Origin of the sequence: Leptospira stimsonii, from assembly GCF_003545885.1 — a bacterium.
In the GTDB taxonomy this organism is placed as follows: domain Bacteria; phylum Spirochaetota; class Leptospiria; order Leptospirales; family Leptospiraceae; genus Leptospira; species Leptospira stimsonii.
The window spans coordinates 117,198-136,426 of record NZ_QHCT01000007.1 but is presented as its reverse complement, the minus strand read 5'-3'; the positions used below and the strand labels follow the sequence as shown (position 1 = coordinate 136,426).

The window sequence follows — 19,229 nt, the reverse complement described above, 5'->3', positions numbered from 1 at the left end:
CAAAAAATAATTTCCCATAATTCCGTTCCGCGATTGGAAGTGAGACAACTACCGTTTCACCTTGGTCCGATCTTCCATCAAACAAAATTACAAAAGATCGTCAGAGGTTGATACACCGTGGAAGAGAAAGAATCTGTGGGAACTCCCTCGTTTTGATTCCGAAACGACGAAAAGTTTTTTTTCAGAAGGCTGAGGCGTTTCGTCTCTTGATATAAAATTCTAGAATAGAGAAGGAATTCCAAGAAGTTCCCCTTTATATCTTTGAATGGATCACCTTCGACAAAAATCGGATCCAAAGAAGAATGAAGAACGAAAACCGTTCCCGGCCTTTCACCTACAACGTTTGTTCCGACAAAGCGTTTTCACAAAAAGTTGCTTGTGTCAGAGATCGAAAACTTTCCTCAATGTCCGCTCTTTCAGACTCCGTTTTCTCGAAATCGCTCTCTCAGATTGGAAACATATTCCCGGCCTACGGGAAGGACGGTTTCGTCTTCGTCGTTCAAAAATACCTCGTATCCGCCGCCCGCGTTCGATTTCATTCCGGAAATATATTCTAAATTTAGAATGTATTTTTTGTGAATTCTTACGAACCGATCGGAAGGCAATTCCGCTTCCATGTCTCCTAAAAGTTTGGAGGTTTCGTGGTCTTTTTCCAAACTATGGAGAACGCATTTTTTTCCGTTCGCGGTAAGATAAAGAAGTTTGGAAAGAGAAAGCCTATGTAAAACTCCCGATTCCCGAAAGAACAAAAAGGATTCCATTTTGTTTCCTTTTTTTCGAACGGATAAAAATTCTTCCGCCCTCGTCATGGTTTCGCGAAATCGTTCTCTCGAATAGGGTTTGAGTAGATAATCCAATGCGCCCGCTTCGAATGCTTGTAGAGCATGATCTCGATAGGCGGTCGTAAAGACAAGAGCCGGAGCCAACTTTCCTTTTTCTTCAATAACTTGAATGCCCGATTTTTCCGGAAGATTCACATCCAAAAAAATGAGATCAAAATTCTTTCGATCCAAAATCTCCAGAGCCTGACGCCCGTTTCCAACGACGGCTTCGATTTTAAAGGAAGGCCATTCTTCCAAATATTTTCTCAGCAGTTCCCTCGCGGGAATCTCGTCTTCCACAATCAATACGCTAAAATTTGCCTCGATCATATCGAATACTCAAGGAGAACCGTAGTTCCTCCGGACTTCCCTTCTTCTAATTTTAATATAGCGTCCCTAAAATTATAGTCAAGCCTTGCTTGTATGTTTCTCAGTGTACTTCTTATCGCGTTCATTCCAAATCCACCTCCAGTGGGACTCGTGTATTCTCTTTTGGATGTAGAGATGGTTCCGTTGTCTTCGACTGAAATTCGAATTCTTCCGTCTTTTGTTACCGCTTTCACGTAAATTTTTCTTTGAATGTTCGCGGAACTTTCAGAATGTTTAAAGCTGTTTTCCACAAGAGGCTGAATCGAAAGCGGGGGAATCGATACGCCCGAAAAATCTCCGTGACTTTCCATCTTGAGTTCCATAAAATCCGCAAATCGGATTTTTTGTAACTCCAGATAATTTTTTGTAAACTCCCATTCTTCCTTAAATGATACTAATCTCGCGGAATGCCTCTCCGTTAAAAATCGATACGAATCCGATAAAAGAAGAATCGCTCGATCCGCTCTCAAGGGATCGATCTCCAATAACGCGTGAATCGTGTTCAAAGTATTGAACAGATAATGAGGATCCATCCTGGATTGCAAAGCCGCGTAGTGAAGATCCTTAAGCGCGCTCTCCGATTCCTTCTTCTTTTCGATCAGGATCTGCATCGACTTCTCCAGAACGGAGATAAAGAGTGCGAGTATTAACGAACTCAATAGAATATTATAAGAACCGCCGTGTTCTCTTCCGGGACTTTCATCCGATAGGGCTATTGCGTGAAGAATTCCACCGGCCGCCACTCCGATGATCGCGGCAAAACAAGAAGCAAGAATCAGAGTGATTCCGGATTTTAAGATTCCATGTTTTTGGCCGGAAGAATTCAACGATTCGACAGTCATCTCTACGATTCCGCAAACGAAATGAGTCGTAATTTGAGTCGCAAGAAAAACTTTCCAAAATGGCGAATTTGAATTATGCGCGATAAGAAGAGAATTCATCGTTCCGATCACTGTGTTGATGGAGAACCAAAAGAACAGCTTAAACCAACGAATGCGGAGGCCGGAGTTTATCATTTTCACCTGCTTAGAAGAGCATTTAAGCGCATAATTTATTTTCCGTCATTCCGGATTTACCGTCTTAATTCCCTAAAAACTGAAGTTCATTTCCAAGACAGACATATTTTCAGGAAAAGAATTGCCCTGAATCTTTTTTTTAAAGAAGAAAGATTTAGGAATGAAAACGCAGAAAAAATTGACGGAAAAAAGTTTTTTTTTCTTAGTAACGGTTCAGGGGAATCATGAAAAGAATTCAAATCTACTTTATTCTGCTTTTATCCTTATTTCTGGTCCAGAGTATGAACGCTGAGCAAGTCGTTACAACAAAAAAAGACGAACCGGACGCCTATTACGGTTTGGATGTGAGAGCCGTCATATCCCCTTCTTATGGAGCCAAAATACAGAACGAAGCGACCGCATTGTCGACTTCGGGACAAAATGCGCCGGCAAATCCTTATATGAGCCAAAACGATAAATCGGGATTCTCCACTCCCTGGACCTTGCTCATGATCTCCAAAACGTTCCAAGAGACCGGAATACAGACCGAACTCTGGGGCGAATTGATTCGCAATTCCCAGCTAACAGCGGATACACGATCCGACGGCGGAAACAAGCAAAATCCTTATATTATCAGCGTCCGACGCGCGAGCGTTAAAAAAACCTGGGAAACTTCTCTTGGAAGTTATACTCTTAATTTCGGGATGCAAGAACTTCCTCATACGTATACTCAGTGGAGCAATTATTGGAAATGGAGATATATCGATCGAGCGCCGCTTGAGTCCTTGGGTTTCTCCCCTCAACCCGCGGATTTAGGCCTAAGCGCGACCGGTAAATGGTCCGTGGTAAGTTCTCAACTGATGGTGAGTAACGGCGAAGGTTACAGGGAAGCGCAGAATATAAATTCTTCGGGAATGGACATCTCCGCAAGACTCTCCGTTGAACCGCAGTTAGACGAAAAAACCAAGGCTGGCTTTCATCTTTTTTACAGAAAGGAAAATGCCTTCGGTTCCGCCGGTTATGAATGTTATGAAGGGAAGACCGGATGTCTCCCGAACGACCTCAATCTGAATACGGTTCTCGTGAAAAACAAACGCGCCTTACAATCGGACACTGCCGGTTCGGAAGTCAATTTTGTTTGGACCGGTTCCGTGAAATGGAACTTAGGATTGGGAGCTTTTTTCAAAAGACAGAACGGAGGAGAGATCCGAGATAGAATGCAACTTTATGGAACTCCTCTGGTCTACGGCAAAGATAGCTACGGGAGAAGCGCTTACGCTTGGCTTTCTCTCGGACTAGGTGACTTTTCTCTTTTAGGAAGATACGAAAGAGGTACTGGTAGCAACGGAACATTGGGAACGACTGAAACCAGTCAAAAAGAATTCCTTCCCGGTTTCGGAGCTCCTATCGCAAACGCACCTTTATCGCCGCAGATTCAAAACTCTTTGACGGAAACGAATAACAACGGTTATTCCAGCAAGAGTTCGTTTAGAAGGGTGAGCATATTTTTAGAATGGCTTGTTTCCCCTCAGTTTAAGTTGGCACTGGGTTACGTAGAAAATAAAAATTACGATTCCAACGGCGTGGGACAAAACGTCTACGTTGATCAGGCTGGAAACGCTCGGACGCAGAGAGATTATTTGGCGCAGTTTAACGGAGTAGGCAATTTCGGCGTGGTCGCCTACTCGGCAATGGACAGGTGGATCCTTTTAAGAGCCACAGTAGAGTTTTAAATTAGGAGATTGTTATGAACCATAGGATAAAGATCGCATCGATTTTGATATCCCTCACAATGACCGGCGGATCGATCGTGCTCCTCAGTCAGGAGACCAAAACCGGAGATGCGAAAGTCGGCTTTCTATTAGGAAAAGCTCATGTTCAAAAAGCGGGAAAGAGCGCTTGGGAACCTCTCAAGTCGAACGACTTCGTAGACGAAGGAGATTTGATCTCCACGGGGAACGGATCAAGATTAACCGTAGTCTACAAAGGTTCAGAATTCAAAATTCAGCAGAACAGTAAGATCAAACTCGCAAGCCTTCACGGAGAATCCAAAGACGGAAGAATCGAGGTGAATCAAGGGTTTGCCTGGTTCAAAGTGGTCGGATTAAAAGGAAGAAAGTTCGACGTTGCGACCGCGACTTCCACAGCGGGAGTGAGAGGAACCTCCTTCTCCGTGCTATTCGATCCGAAGACAAAAGATTCTTCCTTTTGTACTTGTGAAGGAACGGTTGCCGTTTCCGATTCCGATGGAAAAGAAGTTCTCCAGGAAAAGGGAAAAGGAACTATGATCTCCGCAAAAGATTCCGAGATGAAAAAAGTTGAATATGAAGGAATCATTAAGAAGTTAAAAGCACTTTCGGGATTCGAAGCGAGACTGAAAAAGAACGCTTCCCTTAAAAATTGCCTCTCGTGCCACACTCCGGAAGGATGGACTCCTCCCAACGACGTGCAGAGAGACGAGACGTACGGCAAGCAGTAGTTTCTATAAGACCAGAACCACAACATTTGTTTTGGCCCGGTTCCCCCCGGGCCTTTTTTGTTTTTAGAACACCGACCGTATTTTCAATCGAAATCAAATGAGAATCGAGTTTCAAATTTTAGATCGATGTCTCTGTCGTTCTCGAAAGTAGAAGGAGTTGTATTCTTCTAAGTTTGGATCGTATGACAGAATCACTTGACAATCGATCGAAAGCATTTTATAGAATCCTATTCAAAAGGAAGGAGAAAGATTATGCATCCAGAATTAAATATCAACTATTTGGCGATCCTCGTCGCTGTGGTCGTAAACTTCGTCATCGGATTTCTTTGGTACGGCCCCTTGTTCGGAAAGGTTTGGATGAAAGAAATGAATATCCCTGCCGACTTCAAACCGGACCAAAAGGAAATGTACAAATCCATGGGACTGATGCTCATCGGTTCTTTTCTAACCGCTTATGTTTTATTTTTCACCACGAACGTATGGAGACCATCCTCTTGGCATTTGGGAGAAGACAGTCCGGCTTATGTCTATGGATTCTTTTCCGGAATTTATACTTGGCTCGGATTCTATCTCCCGTTGCAGATCAATAACGTGGCCTTTGAAGGTCGGTCCTGGAAATTTTTCAGCATCGGCGCGGGTTACTATTTTGTTTCCCTTCAAGCAGTCGCAATGATTCTTTCTTATTGGAGAAATTAGGATAAAATGATTCTCTCGATTCGTTTTAACCTAAGAATCAAGGTTTCCATAGAAAGCCTCAAAGTATTTGAGTCAAAACGAATCGAAGGCCTCTAATTCGAAATAAAACAACCCCGGCTCTCTTTCTTGAATTTAGAAAAATACCGGACGTATAATACATCACGAGAAACCCATTGTTCGCATATTAACTTTTCGTTATTGAATGGAATTCAATCCCACCTACCTTTCCAAAAATTTCGGGCGCTCATTGCCAATTTCCTCATCCAACGATTGCAATTTGTAAAAATAGTATTGTAGTCTTCCCGAAACAAAAAGCCATGTAAAAAGAATAAAGTAAACAAACTTGAATAACAGAAGCGCTACTAGTATCAGCCAATGAAACCCGAGAAATTGCATCAATCCATAAACATACAATAATATGATTATCAGCAAGGGAGTACCCAGGCTACGACTTTCGAGTCGGCTCGGAAAAATAACCATAGCAAATGCGCACAAGTATTCCGAAATCCTGAAAAAATCCCCAGAATCAAATTTATAACTCAATACTTCTATTCCTTTCATCAATGAACCTAAAAATAGTTCGGCCAAAAACAAAAGAAAAAACACCAAGCAGATGACAATCGGCGTAATATTCTCTTTAAATTTTTTCCCCGTATAGATCAATAAAAAGCATATTATAAAAATCGCCGTTGTTAAATTATTCAATAAATTATAGAAACTTTTATATTCTTCCGAAGCACTTTCATAGTTCTGAAAATGTAAAAAAATGTAAGAAAGCGATATATATTGAAAAAGCCAAAATACCCAAAGTAAAAACCAATAGAATCGAAACGATTTTGTAATCTCGGCAGATTCCTTTTTTTCTTCTTTCAGACTTAAGGGGCAATAAGCGATCATCAATGTCATACTAAAAATTCCTATAACGCTGATAACACTTATGATCGTAATGAGCAAAGTTTCTAAATTTTGACTCTTAAAATCCCATTGGCCAATAAATCGATTCACAACAGCCACCCAAGAATCGGGAATAAACTTCAAATAAGTTATCAAACCGCCAAAACCAGCCAGCGTTATTCCGATTTTTTTTACCCTACTAATCTCTTTTAACCAATCCCAAAATTCGATATCCATATACTTTCCTTCCAAATTTATTTTCAGGCTCCTTTTATGCTCGTTCCACTAAAACTCCATATTTTAAAGAACATGAATATACTAACTTATTCAAATTCTTGATGAAACCGTAACGAATGCGGACTTAAGACTCGAATGTTTTTGCAGATACGTTTCCAGATTATTCGGACGATAAGAAGAATCCTTAGCGTATCTTTGCAAAACCGATTCGTGAAGCGTCTCGTTCGTTTCGAAGTCCGTATTCTTCTCTTCGCCTATCGGCCTTTCAGAGGAAGGCAAATACCAGGAGGCAGAATCATGCAACGTTCCAAACGAACTAGGATTTATCTCCATCGATGCAAACGTAAGGCCGCAACTTTCTGCTTTTTCCTTTAACCACTGCAAGGCGATATCGGATAATTGAGAGTCCTTATAACCTCCTCCAACGTCCGAGTGAACTCCTACGAACCAAACCTGTTCCATTGTCTGATTGATATCCTTCTTATCTTTTTGCCATAAGGTCGGTCGAAAAGGAGATCTCCTTTCGTCAATAGCGAGAGCTTGATATGCATAAAGAATTTTAGAACTCAAGAGAGTATCATGAAATCGGTTCCTCCACCAAAGAGGATTGATCGTGTAAGTAATGGGAATGCCTAAAGCCCCTACCGTATCCCAGACTCCGATAAACCTAACCGGAGACAGGTCCGCCTCGGGCCAACTTTCTCTTTCTCTAAATCGTTTGGATTCTTCCGAATTAGGATGGTCCTTCGGCTTTCTGGATCGATATATTTCGTAGGCTTCGTTTACTTTTATTTTTAATTTCTCACCTTCTTCCATTTTCAAAATGCCGCAATTTCGGATCAAACCGGCCAAACTTCGAACCGTGAACGCACCTCGGCTAAAACCGAAAAGAAAGATCTCATCTCCAAATTCATAATTTTTGATGATAAATCGATACGCTTGCCTGATGTTCTCGGAAATTCCGGTACCGGAAAGCCCGGCAAGTATCTGCCAAAGCACATTGCCGCTAGTGCCGATTCCTTTGTCATAATAAGGACGGGGATGAATTTCCGGATTTCCGTTTTGAAACGCCAAAAAGAGCTTTCGAACATTCGTTACGGCAAGAACCCCGTCATCCGTTTGTTCCGGATCATTCCAGGTTCCGTCACAAAACAATACTATTTTTTTCATACCCAACTCACATAGTTTGTAAATAGGTTAGAATAGTATAATATTTACAATTATTATCAATAATTTATTTCTTAATGTAATTTTAATATTGTTTAGATAACAATTCGTCATAAACAGAATAGACAGAAATCGTTTCCCTTTCCTCGATTGCGGATCCTAACGACATAATACCGTAAGAGTGAAAAATATTTTTCTCTAAAAATGTGGAAGGATTAGAAATTCAAAGGAGAATCCGGACAAAATTCATTCGATTGATTCCAAAAGAATCTATCGAAAATTCATTTTATTATCAAGGGAAGCAAAGCTTATATTGGAACAAACCATAAGCCCGCAAGCCGGAAGAATTTCAAAGCGATCTCATTTTGATATTTTTGCAAGTCGTTCGCGAATGCAAAATACCCGATGTAAAACTGATTCTTCGATCACATTTCCATGAACTCGCACTCAGTCGCAACAGCAAGCATCTCAACTATATTCAATTCTTCTAAATTTATCTTTTATCATAAAAAAAGGCCGCTTTTGACTGCGGCCTTTTTTAAGAATTCTTATCGATTCCAAATCTTAAGGACAGGTAATCAATACGCCAGGATCGCTGATGGCAGGTCCGCTCGGATTGAGTTTCAATCCGCCGAACACGTATGGATAGGGTTCCGTATCAACGATCGGTAGCGTTTGAAGAATCGAATGCGTCGTCTTTGCGATAATTCCACAAGCCGTCCCGTTTGTGGGATGTGTCAACGCGGGAAGAGAGATGGATGGAGGAAGCGGAATCTCCTTTAATACGTTGTTGACAAGAGGAACGATCAAAGAAGGTACGAGTGGATCCACAACGGCCAAAATTCCCTTTGGATCCAAACCGAACGGATTCGGCGCCCCCGCACCGGAGGAACCTTCCAAGATGTCTAACGTGTAAGATAAACTCGGACCGTTGGAGATCACGATCTTTAGCGCATTCAAATTCGCATACGCCGGATTATTCGTAGGATTGGAGAACGTTACAAAGTCGAAATCGGCAAGTCCTTTCAAACTCGCTCTCGCGGTACTGATCAGATACGTGGAATTGTCCGGTCTCTTTCCTCTAATCGACAACTGGATATCCGTGAAATTTACTTCCAATTTCGGTTTCGCGGTTCCAACCACTGGTTTTAGAGTTCCATTCGGTGCGTGAATCGGACTAACGGATATGACGATATCGTCGGTTCCGTTGATCGCAGGAACAAGCACTCCCGTGGTCGGATCGATTCCGACGAGATTGTCTCTCCCGGGTGCGAGAATATTTACGATCGGTGCGACTTTGATCAAAGACTCCGTTAGCTGAAATAGAGGATCGGTCCCGGCATATTGTTTGATCGTATCGATGAATGTCTTATCGATGTTCAAGTCCAATGCTCTGTTTTTCCACAGATGATAGGCGGCCTGTGTGATCGAATCCACCGTTAGGGAAAGCAACAAACCGGGGTTAGCCGCACTCTGGGAAAACTGATAGAGATTGCTCATCGCTCCGTTCGGTTTTGTAACAACGAATCCGCTCGTGACCTGGTGTGTTCTCGGAGAACCGATCGGATTCTTAGCCGTAATTCCGAGATCGATCGATCCGACGATTCCTCTATTGGAACCCGTCACTCTCACCTGAGAATCCATTCCCAACTTAATCTTAATGTTCAACGGAAAATTCGCAAGCGGAGCAGGTAAATAAGAAGGAAGTGCGATGTCCACTCCGGGTGTTTTCAAAGATCCGATGATAGAATTCAATACCGATGGCGCTACATCTTCTATGAAGTTTCGCAACATCGATCTTGTGATGAGCGGAGTCAACGCCGGAACCATTCCATTCGCGGCCCCTTCCGTTGTTCCCGCGAGCCAACCTGCGAGTCCGCTCGTTGTCGCCTCCAACTTCACTTGGTTCACTCTTCCGTCCCTATCTTTTACGGTGAGATTATTAGACCAATCGGTCGTATCGAAATTGGAAAGAGTAGTGATCGGAGTGAATATATTCAAAGCCGTATCGCCGTTGGAATCGATCGTTAGACTCGCCTTCCCCGTCGTGTTTCTATCAGCAGGCGGAGAATCATTGTAATTCAAATACGCCGTTGTTGAAAATACGAATCTGTTTCCCGAACCGATGACGAGAAATAAGGAACCTCGACTTCTTGCGATCATCACCATGTCCACGGCGAGAGTTTTTCCTTTGAACTGAAATCCCAATTCTCCGGTGTTGTTTGCGACCATGTTGACGCCGATGTTTTTCAACGCGGGAAAGCCGGCGACTCCGGTATAAATCGTGATCCCTGTAATGTAAACGTCGATATCAAAGTCGGTGCAACTCGTAAAGATCAGAGTCGCACAACCTTCTTGAGTAAAACCTCCCGGATTCTCCCCTGCCCCTCCACAATAACCGTCTCCAAAACCCGTGGCGGAATCTCCGTAGTTCCGAATATACTGAGGCATCGCGAAACTTCCGATTCCACTGTAATCGATACAATAGGAAGATCGTCGCGTAGAAGTTTTTGGAGAATCGGCAAACTGATTGAACGTGTTTCCGTTTACCTTAAAATTCCCCGCAGTAAACCTTTCCAATACTTTGGATAAAAACGGCATCGCCTGAGCCTGATCAAGAATGATCGAACCTCCGTTTACAATCATATTGTCCGGAGTCGAGTTCACATTACCGTAGTTAAACGTAGCAAACCTCTTGAATATTTTTCCCGAGGCTACGGTGATTTCGTAGTAATAAACGTTACCGCCGATAAACGGAGGAATTGCAGACGTAGTCAGGTTCGTCGTCAACGTGGTGTTCATTGGACAAGGAGGCGCGGAGCAGATGTCGATTCCGCTCGTATTCGTATCACCCATATGTTTGAGCTTGATGGATTGAATCGAATTGCTTCCGGTAAGCGGATTCGTAAATGTAGAAGTTAAAGTCAAGGTCGGAGTCGTCGCCTTATTGAACGTGATGTCGTTCGTTCCGCCTAACGTGTTTGTCGTATTAATCTTACTCGTCATCAGATAATCCGGTTCGGTGGTAAAACTCTGAGAATAACTGGTCAGGTCCTGTCCGTCGATCGTCTTCGAATTATTGGTGAGAGAAAGAGTATATTGTTCGTTCGTCTTAAATTCCCGATACGGATCGAAAATCAAACGAGAGCTGGACGCCCAATAGAATGTACCGCCCTTTCCCGGTCCGGGAAGAATCCCCGCACTTGGAGATAAGATCAAATCGGCTTGTACTGTCGTTTTATTCATCGGATGAGAAAAACGAATTTCGATACTTTTGTAACGATCCACATCCGTAGTCGATGCGATATAAAGAGTCGCTTCCGGAGCGACCGCTCCGAAATTTGCGGGAAGACTGGTAGGAGTGTCGGTCTCCGTATACGGCGCCACCACGTTAGCCGAAACCGTGGTATCGGTAGAAAGTCCGAACAAGGAAAGGACGCTGTTCAGGGGAGAACCAGCCTTCTTATCCGAATTACATCCAACGTTTAGAGAAATCAAAACTATAAAAATTACCGCTAAGATCGATTTTCTTTTTTTGTTCATCTCTTTTTACACCAATCCTCTTTCTTTATCACTGCACCGAAAACATAAAGTTCATATCATCCCAAAGCGTCGACGTCGGCTGGTCGTCGTTCCAATTGTCATACATATAAAAACCTACCGGACTAAACTTTCTTCCCGCCTGATAGATGTCCGCCATCTGCTGAATCAAGGTTCCGGTTGCATACAGAAACGAACGGTTCGTATCTTCTTTGTTCTGAATGATATCGGATCTTAGAAAATTCTTAAGATCCGAAAACAGGTCCTTCGTAGTGAAGGCGGGATTCATAAACATTCGATTCTCGAGATAAGAGAAGAATCCGCCGCTCGTCGCGAGATAATAACCCGTACCGTAAAGTGGTCTGCCGTAAGGCGCCATCGCATCTAAAACAGGAGGAAGGCTTTGTGTAAGAATATTGGTGATCGTGTATGATCTCGTATTATCCGGATTGTAAAAAAGAGAAGAAGCCAAATTCAAGAGTTGTGTGATATCGGAGCTACTCGGAGAAATATCCAACAAAAGATCGAAGAGAAAATCCAAACTCGCCACGATGGACCAACCGGAACTTCTCGAAAGATAATCTTTGAAAAGATTGACGACGTCGTCCACTCCGACCCAAAGAGGATCGAAAATATTCGTTCCATTGACTGTCGGATAGTTTGCTACCTTGTCTCTCCATTCCGTAAACTTGGTCTCTATGTTAAATTGAGTCGCGGTAGGAGTTTCCGCCGTGAACTTAATCTCACCCATGATCAGCTTGAGTCCGTTGAAAACTTTCACTTTGACGTTCACGTTCGACGGTTGACCCAACTGTCCGACGAATTTAACGAGCCCGGTAAGAAGTTGTGTTTTCCCGATCAGATTCAAAGCACCGTCTTGAAAACGTCTCGTATTCTCCGAAAGGACACTGATGATCGTTCTGTATTCTTGCGCGCCAGAATTCGTAAGAGGAAAATATTCCATCGTGGATGCGATCGGATTTCTAAAACCGTCCGCCATACCGACGGTTCGAACTTGTGTAAAACTAGGAGGAGCCGGATTGGTCGGCAAAGTCGCAGTCGTGTCGGGTCCGAAAAAAACGAGGGGACGGGAAAGAATTTCAGCAAGATTGGTTAGGATCGTATATGGATTCTTAAATCCGGCGGTCTGCTGACCGGAAACTTGGTCGTCTAACGATTTTGCTAATGCGACAACCAAGGGCGTAAGCGTATTTCTCTGAGCCCAGTTTGCGTTTACTTGATCCGGGATCACTTTTCCGGCGGTGGTAAAACCCAGTCGTTCCAATACGGGAACGTTCAAAGAAATCACCGGAGGTAACATTCCGTAAATCAAATCCGGATTGGGAACGATCAAGGACCAGAGAGCCGGATAAACGAAAGTGACTTGAAACGCCTGCTGTCCATCTGCTCCGAAACCCCAACCTTCCAAGAGCATCACGGAATCACCCGGAGTGTTGGAAAGATATGTTAGGTTCGAACCGGCGGCGTTATACGCCTTTACATAATTTGCGTTATCGATCGTCCAACGTCCGTTGTCCGTCGCACAAGCGCTCGGCAAACAGTTCGGCTTGAGGTTAAGCATTCCCACAAGTCCGTTCCCGATCGCGGTGATAAACAGGGCTTCCTCGAAAGCGACGGTTGCGGCTAACTTAGCACGAACCGGCAAAACGGCGACGAAACGTTTTTCATACAACAACCATTGAAGATTTTTGTAAAAAGCTTCCTCGTCGCTATCGACCGCACGTTGCGCGTCCGTTTTCGGGATTTCCGTGATCGTATAGAATGTATTCGGAACGTTCGGACCGTTTTGAAAATTTCCTCTCAGACCGACATATTTTGTGTTGTTTGGTGCGGGAAGATTTAGTTGAATTTCATAACTATGCGTATTCCAACTCGGCTGAAAGAGGGTTTCGGAAAGATCGGAATTGCGTGTGATCGTCCCATCCGGAGAAAGATAATTCCCCGCGCCGTCTCTTCGATTCTTGTTGTAGTAAGGACCGTAACCGCCGAAGGTCACTCGTTTGATCCAATTCATTGCCCAGGGAAGTGTCTTATTGTAAACACGATCGAAGTTTCCCGCCGTTGGATCGGTAATGGGTGCGGTTACACCTCTCGCTTTGTCTTCCAGTAAGGAAAGAACCCTGCTGTTCATATCGAATTGATGAACCGCTCCGTCCCGATAAACCTTACCGCTACTCTTACTTAGATTTGTAATATTCTTAAAATTGAATGGACTAGAAGAACCGATCACGGACTTGAGGGAATGAATCGCATCTCCAACGGTCAGCTCTCCCCCCGTGGAACCGTCGATCCAATCGTTCGTCGTATCCGTTGTATCCCAATGAAACCCGTAGTTATTAGCGATCGTAAGAACGACAAAGAGGGTTTCCAAAGCGGACATCGATCGGCTCGTTCCGTCATACGCACGATCCTTTCCGTCTACGTCGATTCGGATGAGTTCTTTGAGGGATCCGTCCACGTTCGTAGGTTTCGCTCCGAAATCCAAAAGACTGAGATTCTCCGCAGTCTTTTGCAAAAGGTTTACTGGAGTCGCTGTGATCGCTCCCGTATCCAGAAGCGTACGAACATTTTGAAAACTCTCCATCATAAAAGCTTTGAGCTCTGCGGGATGAGCCGGATCGCTGTAATCGGCGTTGTACTGAGCACCGCCTGCAGTAAAATATTTATCCAGATTGAATACGAGTTCCTTCATCGCGGTATTCGGAGTTTTGAAATCCGAAAAACCAGCTCTTTTGAACATCATCTCACCCAAATCGTAGACGATGGAAATAAAACCGTCCTTGAGAGAACGATCCGAAACCAAAACCGGATCGAAAAATCCGTTGAGAAGACTTTCCACACCGGCTCTCGCATTTGTGTTCGCGATCAACCCCTTATAAGCGACGTCCTCGATCTCCACAAGAAGATCTCGCGTACTTTGACTTTTTAAATCCTTCGAAAAATCGTGAATCGACTGTGTAACTTGATCCTTGGTTTTGGAAAGATATTCCTGGCGAAGCACGTTAGCCGAAATTGGAACTATGTTTCGAACAACCGGCTTCGGATAATAACGAATCTTTTCAAAAAGTGGCTGAACAGCGTTATAAGCGTCCGAATTCGTGGTCTCCAATTTCTCGATCAAGGAAGCGGAATCCGTGCTCAGAGCCTGAATACTCGGTCTGCTGACAAGAAGCGCGGACTGAGTCGCGCGAAGCGTTCCTAAATTGTCGTCTCTCGTGGCTTTTGCGAGGTTGTCTCCCAATGCTTTGTTGAAGTCGACCGGTTCTAAACTTACAAAAAAACTTTTTAAGACGGGGTAGCCGTTCAGAATCGTAAATAAAGTGATTCCATCGTAGGAATCGATATTATCAAAGAAGATCTTAGAATCGTATTTTGTGGAATGAGGTTTGCATCCTAGGGAAAGGAGAAAGAGGAAAACGAACACCATTAGAATTCTATAAGATAGAAGTCTACTTTTGGAAAGCGCTATGGCACAGCTCGATTTTCGTCTTGTTTTGTTTTTCAAATTCATCCCTAAAATCCTCTTCTTCGGTTTCCCTGGAGGCACTCCCCTGTAACGATCGTTACGGGGTTTTATATATATGCTAGATTCTAATTATTTTATAAATATATGCAAATGTTTTTTTATATCAAGCGTTCAAATTTTATATCAATCGCTACAAAAATGATAACTTGCTCATATTTAATATATCGATTGTTATATTAACGAGAAAAAAGGCTTGGGCATAAAAAAGGACCGGTTCCCTTTTTCGAGCAACCGGTCCGAATTCGCAGGAAAAGCGAATTCTAAAATTACGGTCCGGAAGTGGCCGGAGCGAATTTTTTCTTATAAACCGCGTATCCGATCGCGCCCAAAAGAAGAACCAACCAGATATACCAGAATTTCACGAGAAGAATCGTGATCGCCGTAAGGACAAAGGCAATCACACCAAGAACCACCTTGATCAGACCTCCGCCTAAATCCCCCACAAAAGGAATGAAACTCAGAAGAGACGTAAGAGGTCCTGCCATCAGAGTAAAACTACTAAACATCGCAATGAATCCGACAAACCGTCCCACCCATTTCATCGTGTTGTCGTCCGATTGAATGTCTTTCATCGTTTCCGCAAAACCGCCGATGCTCGCACTTAAAAATTTATTTCCTTCCGCTGAAATAAATTTACCGACCTTTGTCCCTTTGATGTCTCCGATAAAAGTCATCTCACCTTCTGGAATCGGAGTTACGGAAACTTTCACTCTTTCACAACCTTCTTTCTCGGCTTCGGCACAGGACTTGGAACTAAAAAGATATCCGTCTCCCAAAACAAATCCGTTCGTCTTGATCTCATCCTCATTCGCGTCTCTGGAAGAAACTTGAGAAGTGAAATCCACGTCGGAAAGATTTACGGAATACGATTTTCCGTCCGAAAGAACCGATCCACCGGAAGCGGATTCAGATTCGTCTTTTACGGATTTTCTATGGAAGGCTTTGGCGCGACATCCGGACAATTTAAAATTGGAGGGATTCTCCGGAGAAGAAGTCCATTCAAGAACACAATTGCGTACTTCCTTTTTGTTACTTCCGGATCCTTCGGTTTTGGTTTCTTCGTCCCAAGCATATACTTCGGAGCTCGCAGAATAGGAAATGTAAGGTCCACTCTTTACAAAACTTCCACTGAGCGGATCCGCTTTTAGAGTTCCGGTAATGTAAGAAGGTTGCCCTTCTTTTGCAGTTCCCACGGGCGCGGCATTTTTGAGCGCGGCGCTTGCTTGTTCACAGGTTTCTACGTTGTAGATGATTATAAACGAAACCGGTAACAACACAATTCCTGTGAGAATACTCTTAAAAGAATTTCCCATCTGTGATAGGAAACCTACACTTTCTGTTGAGGACATTCCGTCCGGGCTTTCAAACGCCATTGAACTTTCTCCTTTCTGAATTACAACTTGCTCCAATCCGATCCTTATCTTTTTCTCAACGACAAATCGAAAGATTTCGACTTATAGAAAGACAGGAATTATAAGAGGCCTGGAGAGTTTCCGGGAAATCGGATGTTTGTAAATAATTTTTTATCTAATTTCAGGTTGGAAAGAATGGGAATCGAACGCGAAAACACGTAAAAAGGAAAGAAATCTCTAATTTAAAAGGAATCCAATCGATCGATCGTTCAGGGCTAAAAATCGGGAGTTCATTCCTTGGCGTCGATTCGATTCGTTTGAGAGGAAGAAGGCATCGTCATACCGACGTAAGCATATTCCGTCACGGACTCTATAAATTCCTTCATCTCTTTGTCCGTTTTCTTCGGTTTAATTCTTCCTTCGAGAAAAAGCATCGCGATCCCGTGAATCATCGACCATGCCGCGATGGTCTTCTCGCGAGTATTACCTGGTCGAATCGCCCCCAAACGTTGTCCCAATCGAATGATCTCGTGCAATTGCCTATACGTTCTTCTTGAAACCGCGGAAAGCGCCGGATGTAAGTCCACTCCTCCGAACATAATTCTTGCGAATTGCTGATTATTTAATATGAATTGAATATAGGTCCAACCAAGAGCGCGCATTCTTCCGATAAAATCGTTGTCCGTTTTTTTCAGTTCCTTCTGATACGAAGAGAAATATTTTTGAAATCCTTTTTCAGCTACCGCCGCGAGGAGCGCGTTCTTATTTTCAAAATGGTGATACGAAGCGACGTGGCTCACCCCCGCCAAAGCGGCGACCTTTCGAAGGGAGATTTCTTCAAGTGGGGTTGTCTTTAATAGTTCGGCCGCGGCCAAAATTAAATCCTCCCGGACCGTAACTCCGTCCTTTTTGAAAGGCCTTCCTACCCCCAAGTGCTGACGACGCGAAACCTTTTTCTTTACGGGCATATCCACTATATACCGCAGGATTTATTTTTCGGCAAGACTATAATTACCAGTGGTAATTTAATTCTTGATCTGGATTTCATTTATATTACCAGTGGTAATTAATTAAAAGATCTACGGAGATCGATCATGGAAAAGGCGTTTCAACCCGTTCAAATAGGAAAATCAACCATCCCCAACCGTTTTATCATGGGATCTATGCACCTGGGCCTCGAAGGAAAAATCGGAACGGCGGAAAGAATGGCGGCTTTTTATGGCAAACGTTTCGAAGGAGGCGTCGGCCTGATCGTTACTGGCGGAATCGGAGTCAACGAAGAAGCGAGGGGATCGAAACACTTCTTTAATATTCAAACGACAGAGCACGCTAACGAATTAAAAAAGATGAACTCTCTTTTAAAAGGAAAAGGGATCATGTGTGCGCAACTTTTCCACGCCGGAAGATACGCCTTTGATAGAAACTGCGTGGCTCCATCCGCAATTCGAGCGCCGATCAATCGATACGTACCACGAGCGCTCACCGAAGAAGAATGTTGGAAAACCGTAGAGGATTTCGGTAAAGCCGCAAAACTTTCTTTAGAAGCGGGTTTCGGTGCCGTTGAAATTATGGGAAGCGAAGGTTATCTCATCAACCAATTCTTCTCCGCAGTGACCAATCAAAGGGACGATCATTTCGGAGGAGATTTGCAAAGAAGAATGAATATGGCTGTGGAAGTTCTTCGCTCCGTGATAAAAAATCTACCGGAAGGATTTCCCGTGATCTTTAGAATGTCCGGGATCGATCTGATTCCCGGAAATCCGACGTTCGAAGACGTTTGTCTTCTTGCAAATACATTAAAAAAAGAGAATGTTTCCGCTCTGAACATCGGCATCGGTTGGCACGAATCGCGAATTCCCACGATTAGTCAATTGGTTCCAAGAGGCGCCTGGGCCAACATCGCAGGAAGAATCAAAGAAAAAACTCCCGGTGTTCCGATCATCGCTTCGAACCGAGTCAACGATCCCGTCACGGCGCAAACCATTTTTGAAAAAGGCCAGGCGGATATCATATCGATGGCTAGACCCTTTCTCGCCGATTCCGATATCGTAAACAAAATTCAAACCGGGATGTCGAGTCGTATCAACACTTGTATCGCGTGCAATCAATCCTGCCTAGACCACGCTTTTATCGATAAATCCGTTTCGTGTCTTGTCAATCCCAGAGCGGTCAACGAATTGGAATACGAAATACACTCTCCCGTAAAATCACAAAAGGTCGTAGTGATCGGCTCTGGTCCCGGCGGGCTCGAAGCCGCGAGAGCGAGCGCGTCTCTGGGACATAAGGTAATTCTAATAGAGAAATCGGACCAACTCGGAGGACAATTCAATCTCGCGTCCAATATTCCGGGAAAATCCGAATTCAAGGAAACGATCCGGTATTTTAAAAACGAACTTACGGCGCTCGGCGTCGAGATTCGTTTGAATACGAATTGTGATCTCAAATTGTTAAACGAAATCGATGCGGACACGATCATCTTTGCTACCGGGGTTAAGCCGAGAGAATTCGATCTTCCCGGAATCGATCTTCTTCCGCACGGAAATTATACGGATTATCTGACAGGGAAATTTTTACCCGGAAAAAAAGTCGCGGTGATCGGCGGCGGCGGAATCGGCGTGGATGTCGCGCACAAACTTACGGAAGATCACGATCCGACGTTGGAATCTTATTCTAAAAAATACAATATCGATTCTTATACGAATGCCGTCATTCAACCGCACCGTTCGAAACGAGAAGTCGCGATCTTTCGTAGAAACGGAAAACACGGAGCGGGTTTGGGGCCGACCACATTTTGGGCTCTCAAGCAGGAACTGGAAGCATCGGGAGTGGAATTTTTTCAGGGACTCAACTACAAAGAAATCACGAAGGATGGAATCAAAGTGATTCTCAAAAACGGAGAGGAGGTTTTATATCCCTGCGATTCCCTCGTTCTTTGTGTGGGCCAGGAAAAGGAAAACGCAGTCTATGAAACGTATCGATCCTTACATCCCCAAAAACAAATCTTTCTCATCGGTGGAGCAAAAGACGCAAAGGGAATCGACGCGGAAAGAGCCTTTCTCGAGGGACTCAACGCGGCATTTGCGATCGGAAAAGAAAATCGAGTTTCCCAAAGCGCATAAGGAATTGGAACGA

Annotated in this window: 12 protein-coding genes; 4 read left to right on the top strand and 8 right to left on the bottom strand. The window is 43.8% G+C overall.

What is annotated here, in order from left to right; genetic code table 11:
* Nucleotides 1-416 precede the first annotated feature (416 nt).
* Nucleotides 417-1,151 carry a LytR/AlgR family response regulator transcription factor gene (locus DLM75_RS19975; protein WP_118970263.1) on the bottom strand — a complete coding sequence of 245 codons (735 nt, stop codon included), beginning with the start codon at nt 1,149-1,151 and terminating at the stop codon, nt 417-419.
* Nucleotides 1,148-2,206 carry a sensor histidine kinase gene (locus tag DLM75_RS19970; RefSeq protein ID WP_346725317.1) on the bottom strand — a complete coding sequence of 353 codons (1,059 nt, stop codon included), beginning with the start codon at nt 2,204-2,206 and terminating at the stop codon, nt 1,148-1,150. Before DLM75_RS19970 ends, DLM75_RS19975 begins: the two co-directional genes overlap by 4 nt.
* A 224-nt stretch (nt 2,207-2,430) precedes the next feature.
* On the opposite strand from DLM75_RS19970, the gene DLM75_RS19960 reads away from it, so the two are divergent.
* The 3 genes from DLM75_RS19960 to DLM75_RS19950 all read left to right on the top strand — a co-directional run bounded on the left by DLM75_RS19960 (nt 2,431) and on the right by DLM75_RS19950 (nt 5,360).
* Nucleotides 2,431-3,918, top strand: a complete 1,488-nt coding sequence (locus DLM75_RS19960; RefSeq protein ID WP_118970260.1) for a hypothetical protein — start codon at nt 2,431-2,433, stop codon at nt 3,916-3,918.
* 14 nt (nt 3,919-3,932) lie between these two features.
* Nucleotides 3,933-4,664 carry a FecR family protein gene (locus DLM75_RS19955; protein ID WP_118970259.1) on the top strand — a complete coding sequence of 244 codons (732 nt, stop codon included), beginning with the start codon at nt 3,933-3,935 and terminating at the stop codon, nt 4,662-4,664.
* Nucleotides 4,665-4,916: 252 nt separating this feature from the next.
* Nucleotides 4,917-5,360 (top strand): DUF1761 domain-containing protein, encoded by a 444-nt coding sequence (locus tag DLM75_RS19950; protein WP_118970258.1) that lies wholly within the window; start codon nt 4,917-4,919, stop codon nt 5,358-5,360.
* A gap of 219 nt (nt 5,361-5,579) precedes the next feature.
* Here the strand turns inward: DLM75_RS19950 and DLM75_RS19945 are convergent, their stop codons facing one another.
* The 6 genes from DLM75_RS19945 to DLM75_RS19920 form a co-directional block, all read right to left on the bottom strand.
* On the bottom strand, nt 5,580-6,491 hold the full coding sequence (locus DLM75_RS19945) for a hypothetical protein (RefSeq protein WP_118970257.1): 912 nt from the start codon (nt 6,489-6,491) through the stop codon (nt 5,580-5,582).
* Nucleotides 6,492-6,581: 90 nt separating this feature from the next.
* Nucleotides 6,582-7,661 carry a T6SS phospholipase effector Tle1-like catalytic domain-containing protein gene (locus DLM75_RS19940; protein ID WP_118970256.1) on the bottom strand — a complete coding sequence of 360 codons (1,080 nt, stop codon included), beginning with the start codon at nt 7,659-7,661 and terminating at the stop codon, nt 6,582-6,584.
* 561 nt (nt 7,662-8,222) lie between these two features.
* Nucleotides 8,223-11,201: an Ig-like domain-containing domain gene (locus tag DLM75_RS19935; protein ID WP_118970255.1), complete on the bottom strand. Its 2,979-nt coding sequence runs from the start codon at nt 11,199-11,201 to the stop codon at nt 8,223-8,225.
* Between the two features lie 28 nt (nt 11,202-11,229).
* Nucleotides 11,230-14,730: a hypothetical protein gene (locus DLM75_RS19930; protein WP_118970254.1), complete on the bottom strand. Its 3,501-nt coding sequence runs from the start codon at nt 14,728-14,730 to the stop codon at nt 11,230-11,232.
* 281 nt (nt 14,731-15,011) lie between these two features.
* Nucleotides 15,012-16,118 carry a TMEM43 family protein gene (locus DLM75_RS19925; RefSeq protein ID WP_118970253.1) on the bottom strand — a complete coding sequence of 369 codons (1,107 nt, stop codon included), beginning with the start codon at nt 16,116-16,118 and terminating at the stop codon, nt 15,012-15,014.
* Nucleotides 16,119-16,387: 269 nt separating this feature from the next.
* On the bottom strand, nt 16,388-17,065 hold the full coding sequence (locus DLM75_RS19920) for a TetR/AcrR family transcriptional regulator (protein ID WP_118970252.1): 678 nt from the start codon (nt 17,063-17,065) through the stop codon (nt 16,388-16,390).
* Nucleotides 17,066-17,191: 126 nt separating this feature from the next.
* Here DLM75_RS19920 and DLM75_RS19915 point away from each other — a divergent pair, with 126 nt between their 5' ends.
* The gene (locus tag DLM75_RS19915) at nt 17,192-19,216 is read left to right on the top strand and encodes an oxidoreductase (RefSeq protein ID WP_118970251.1); all 2,025 of its coding nucleotides are present in this window, start codon (nt 17,192-17,194) and stop codon (nt 19,214-19,216) included.
* Nucleotides 19,217-19,229: the final 13 nt, after the last annotated feature.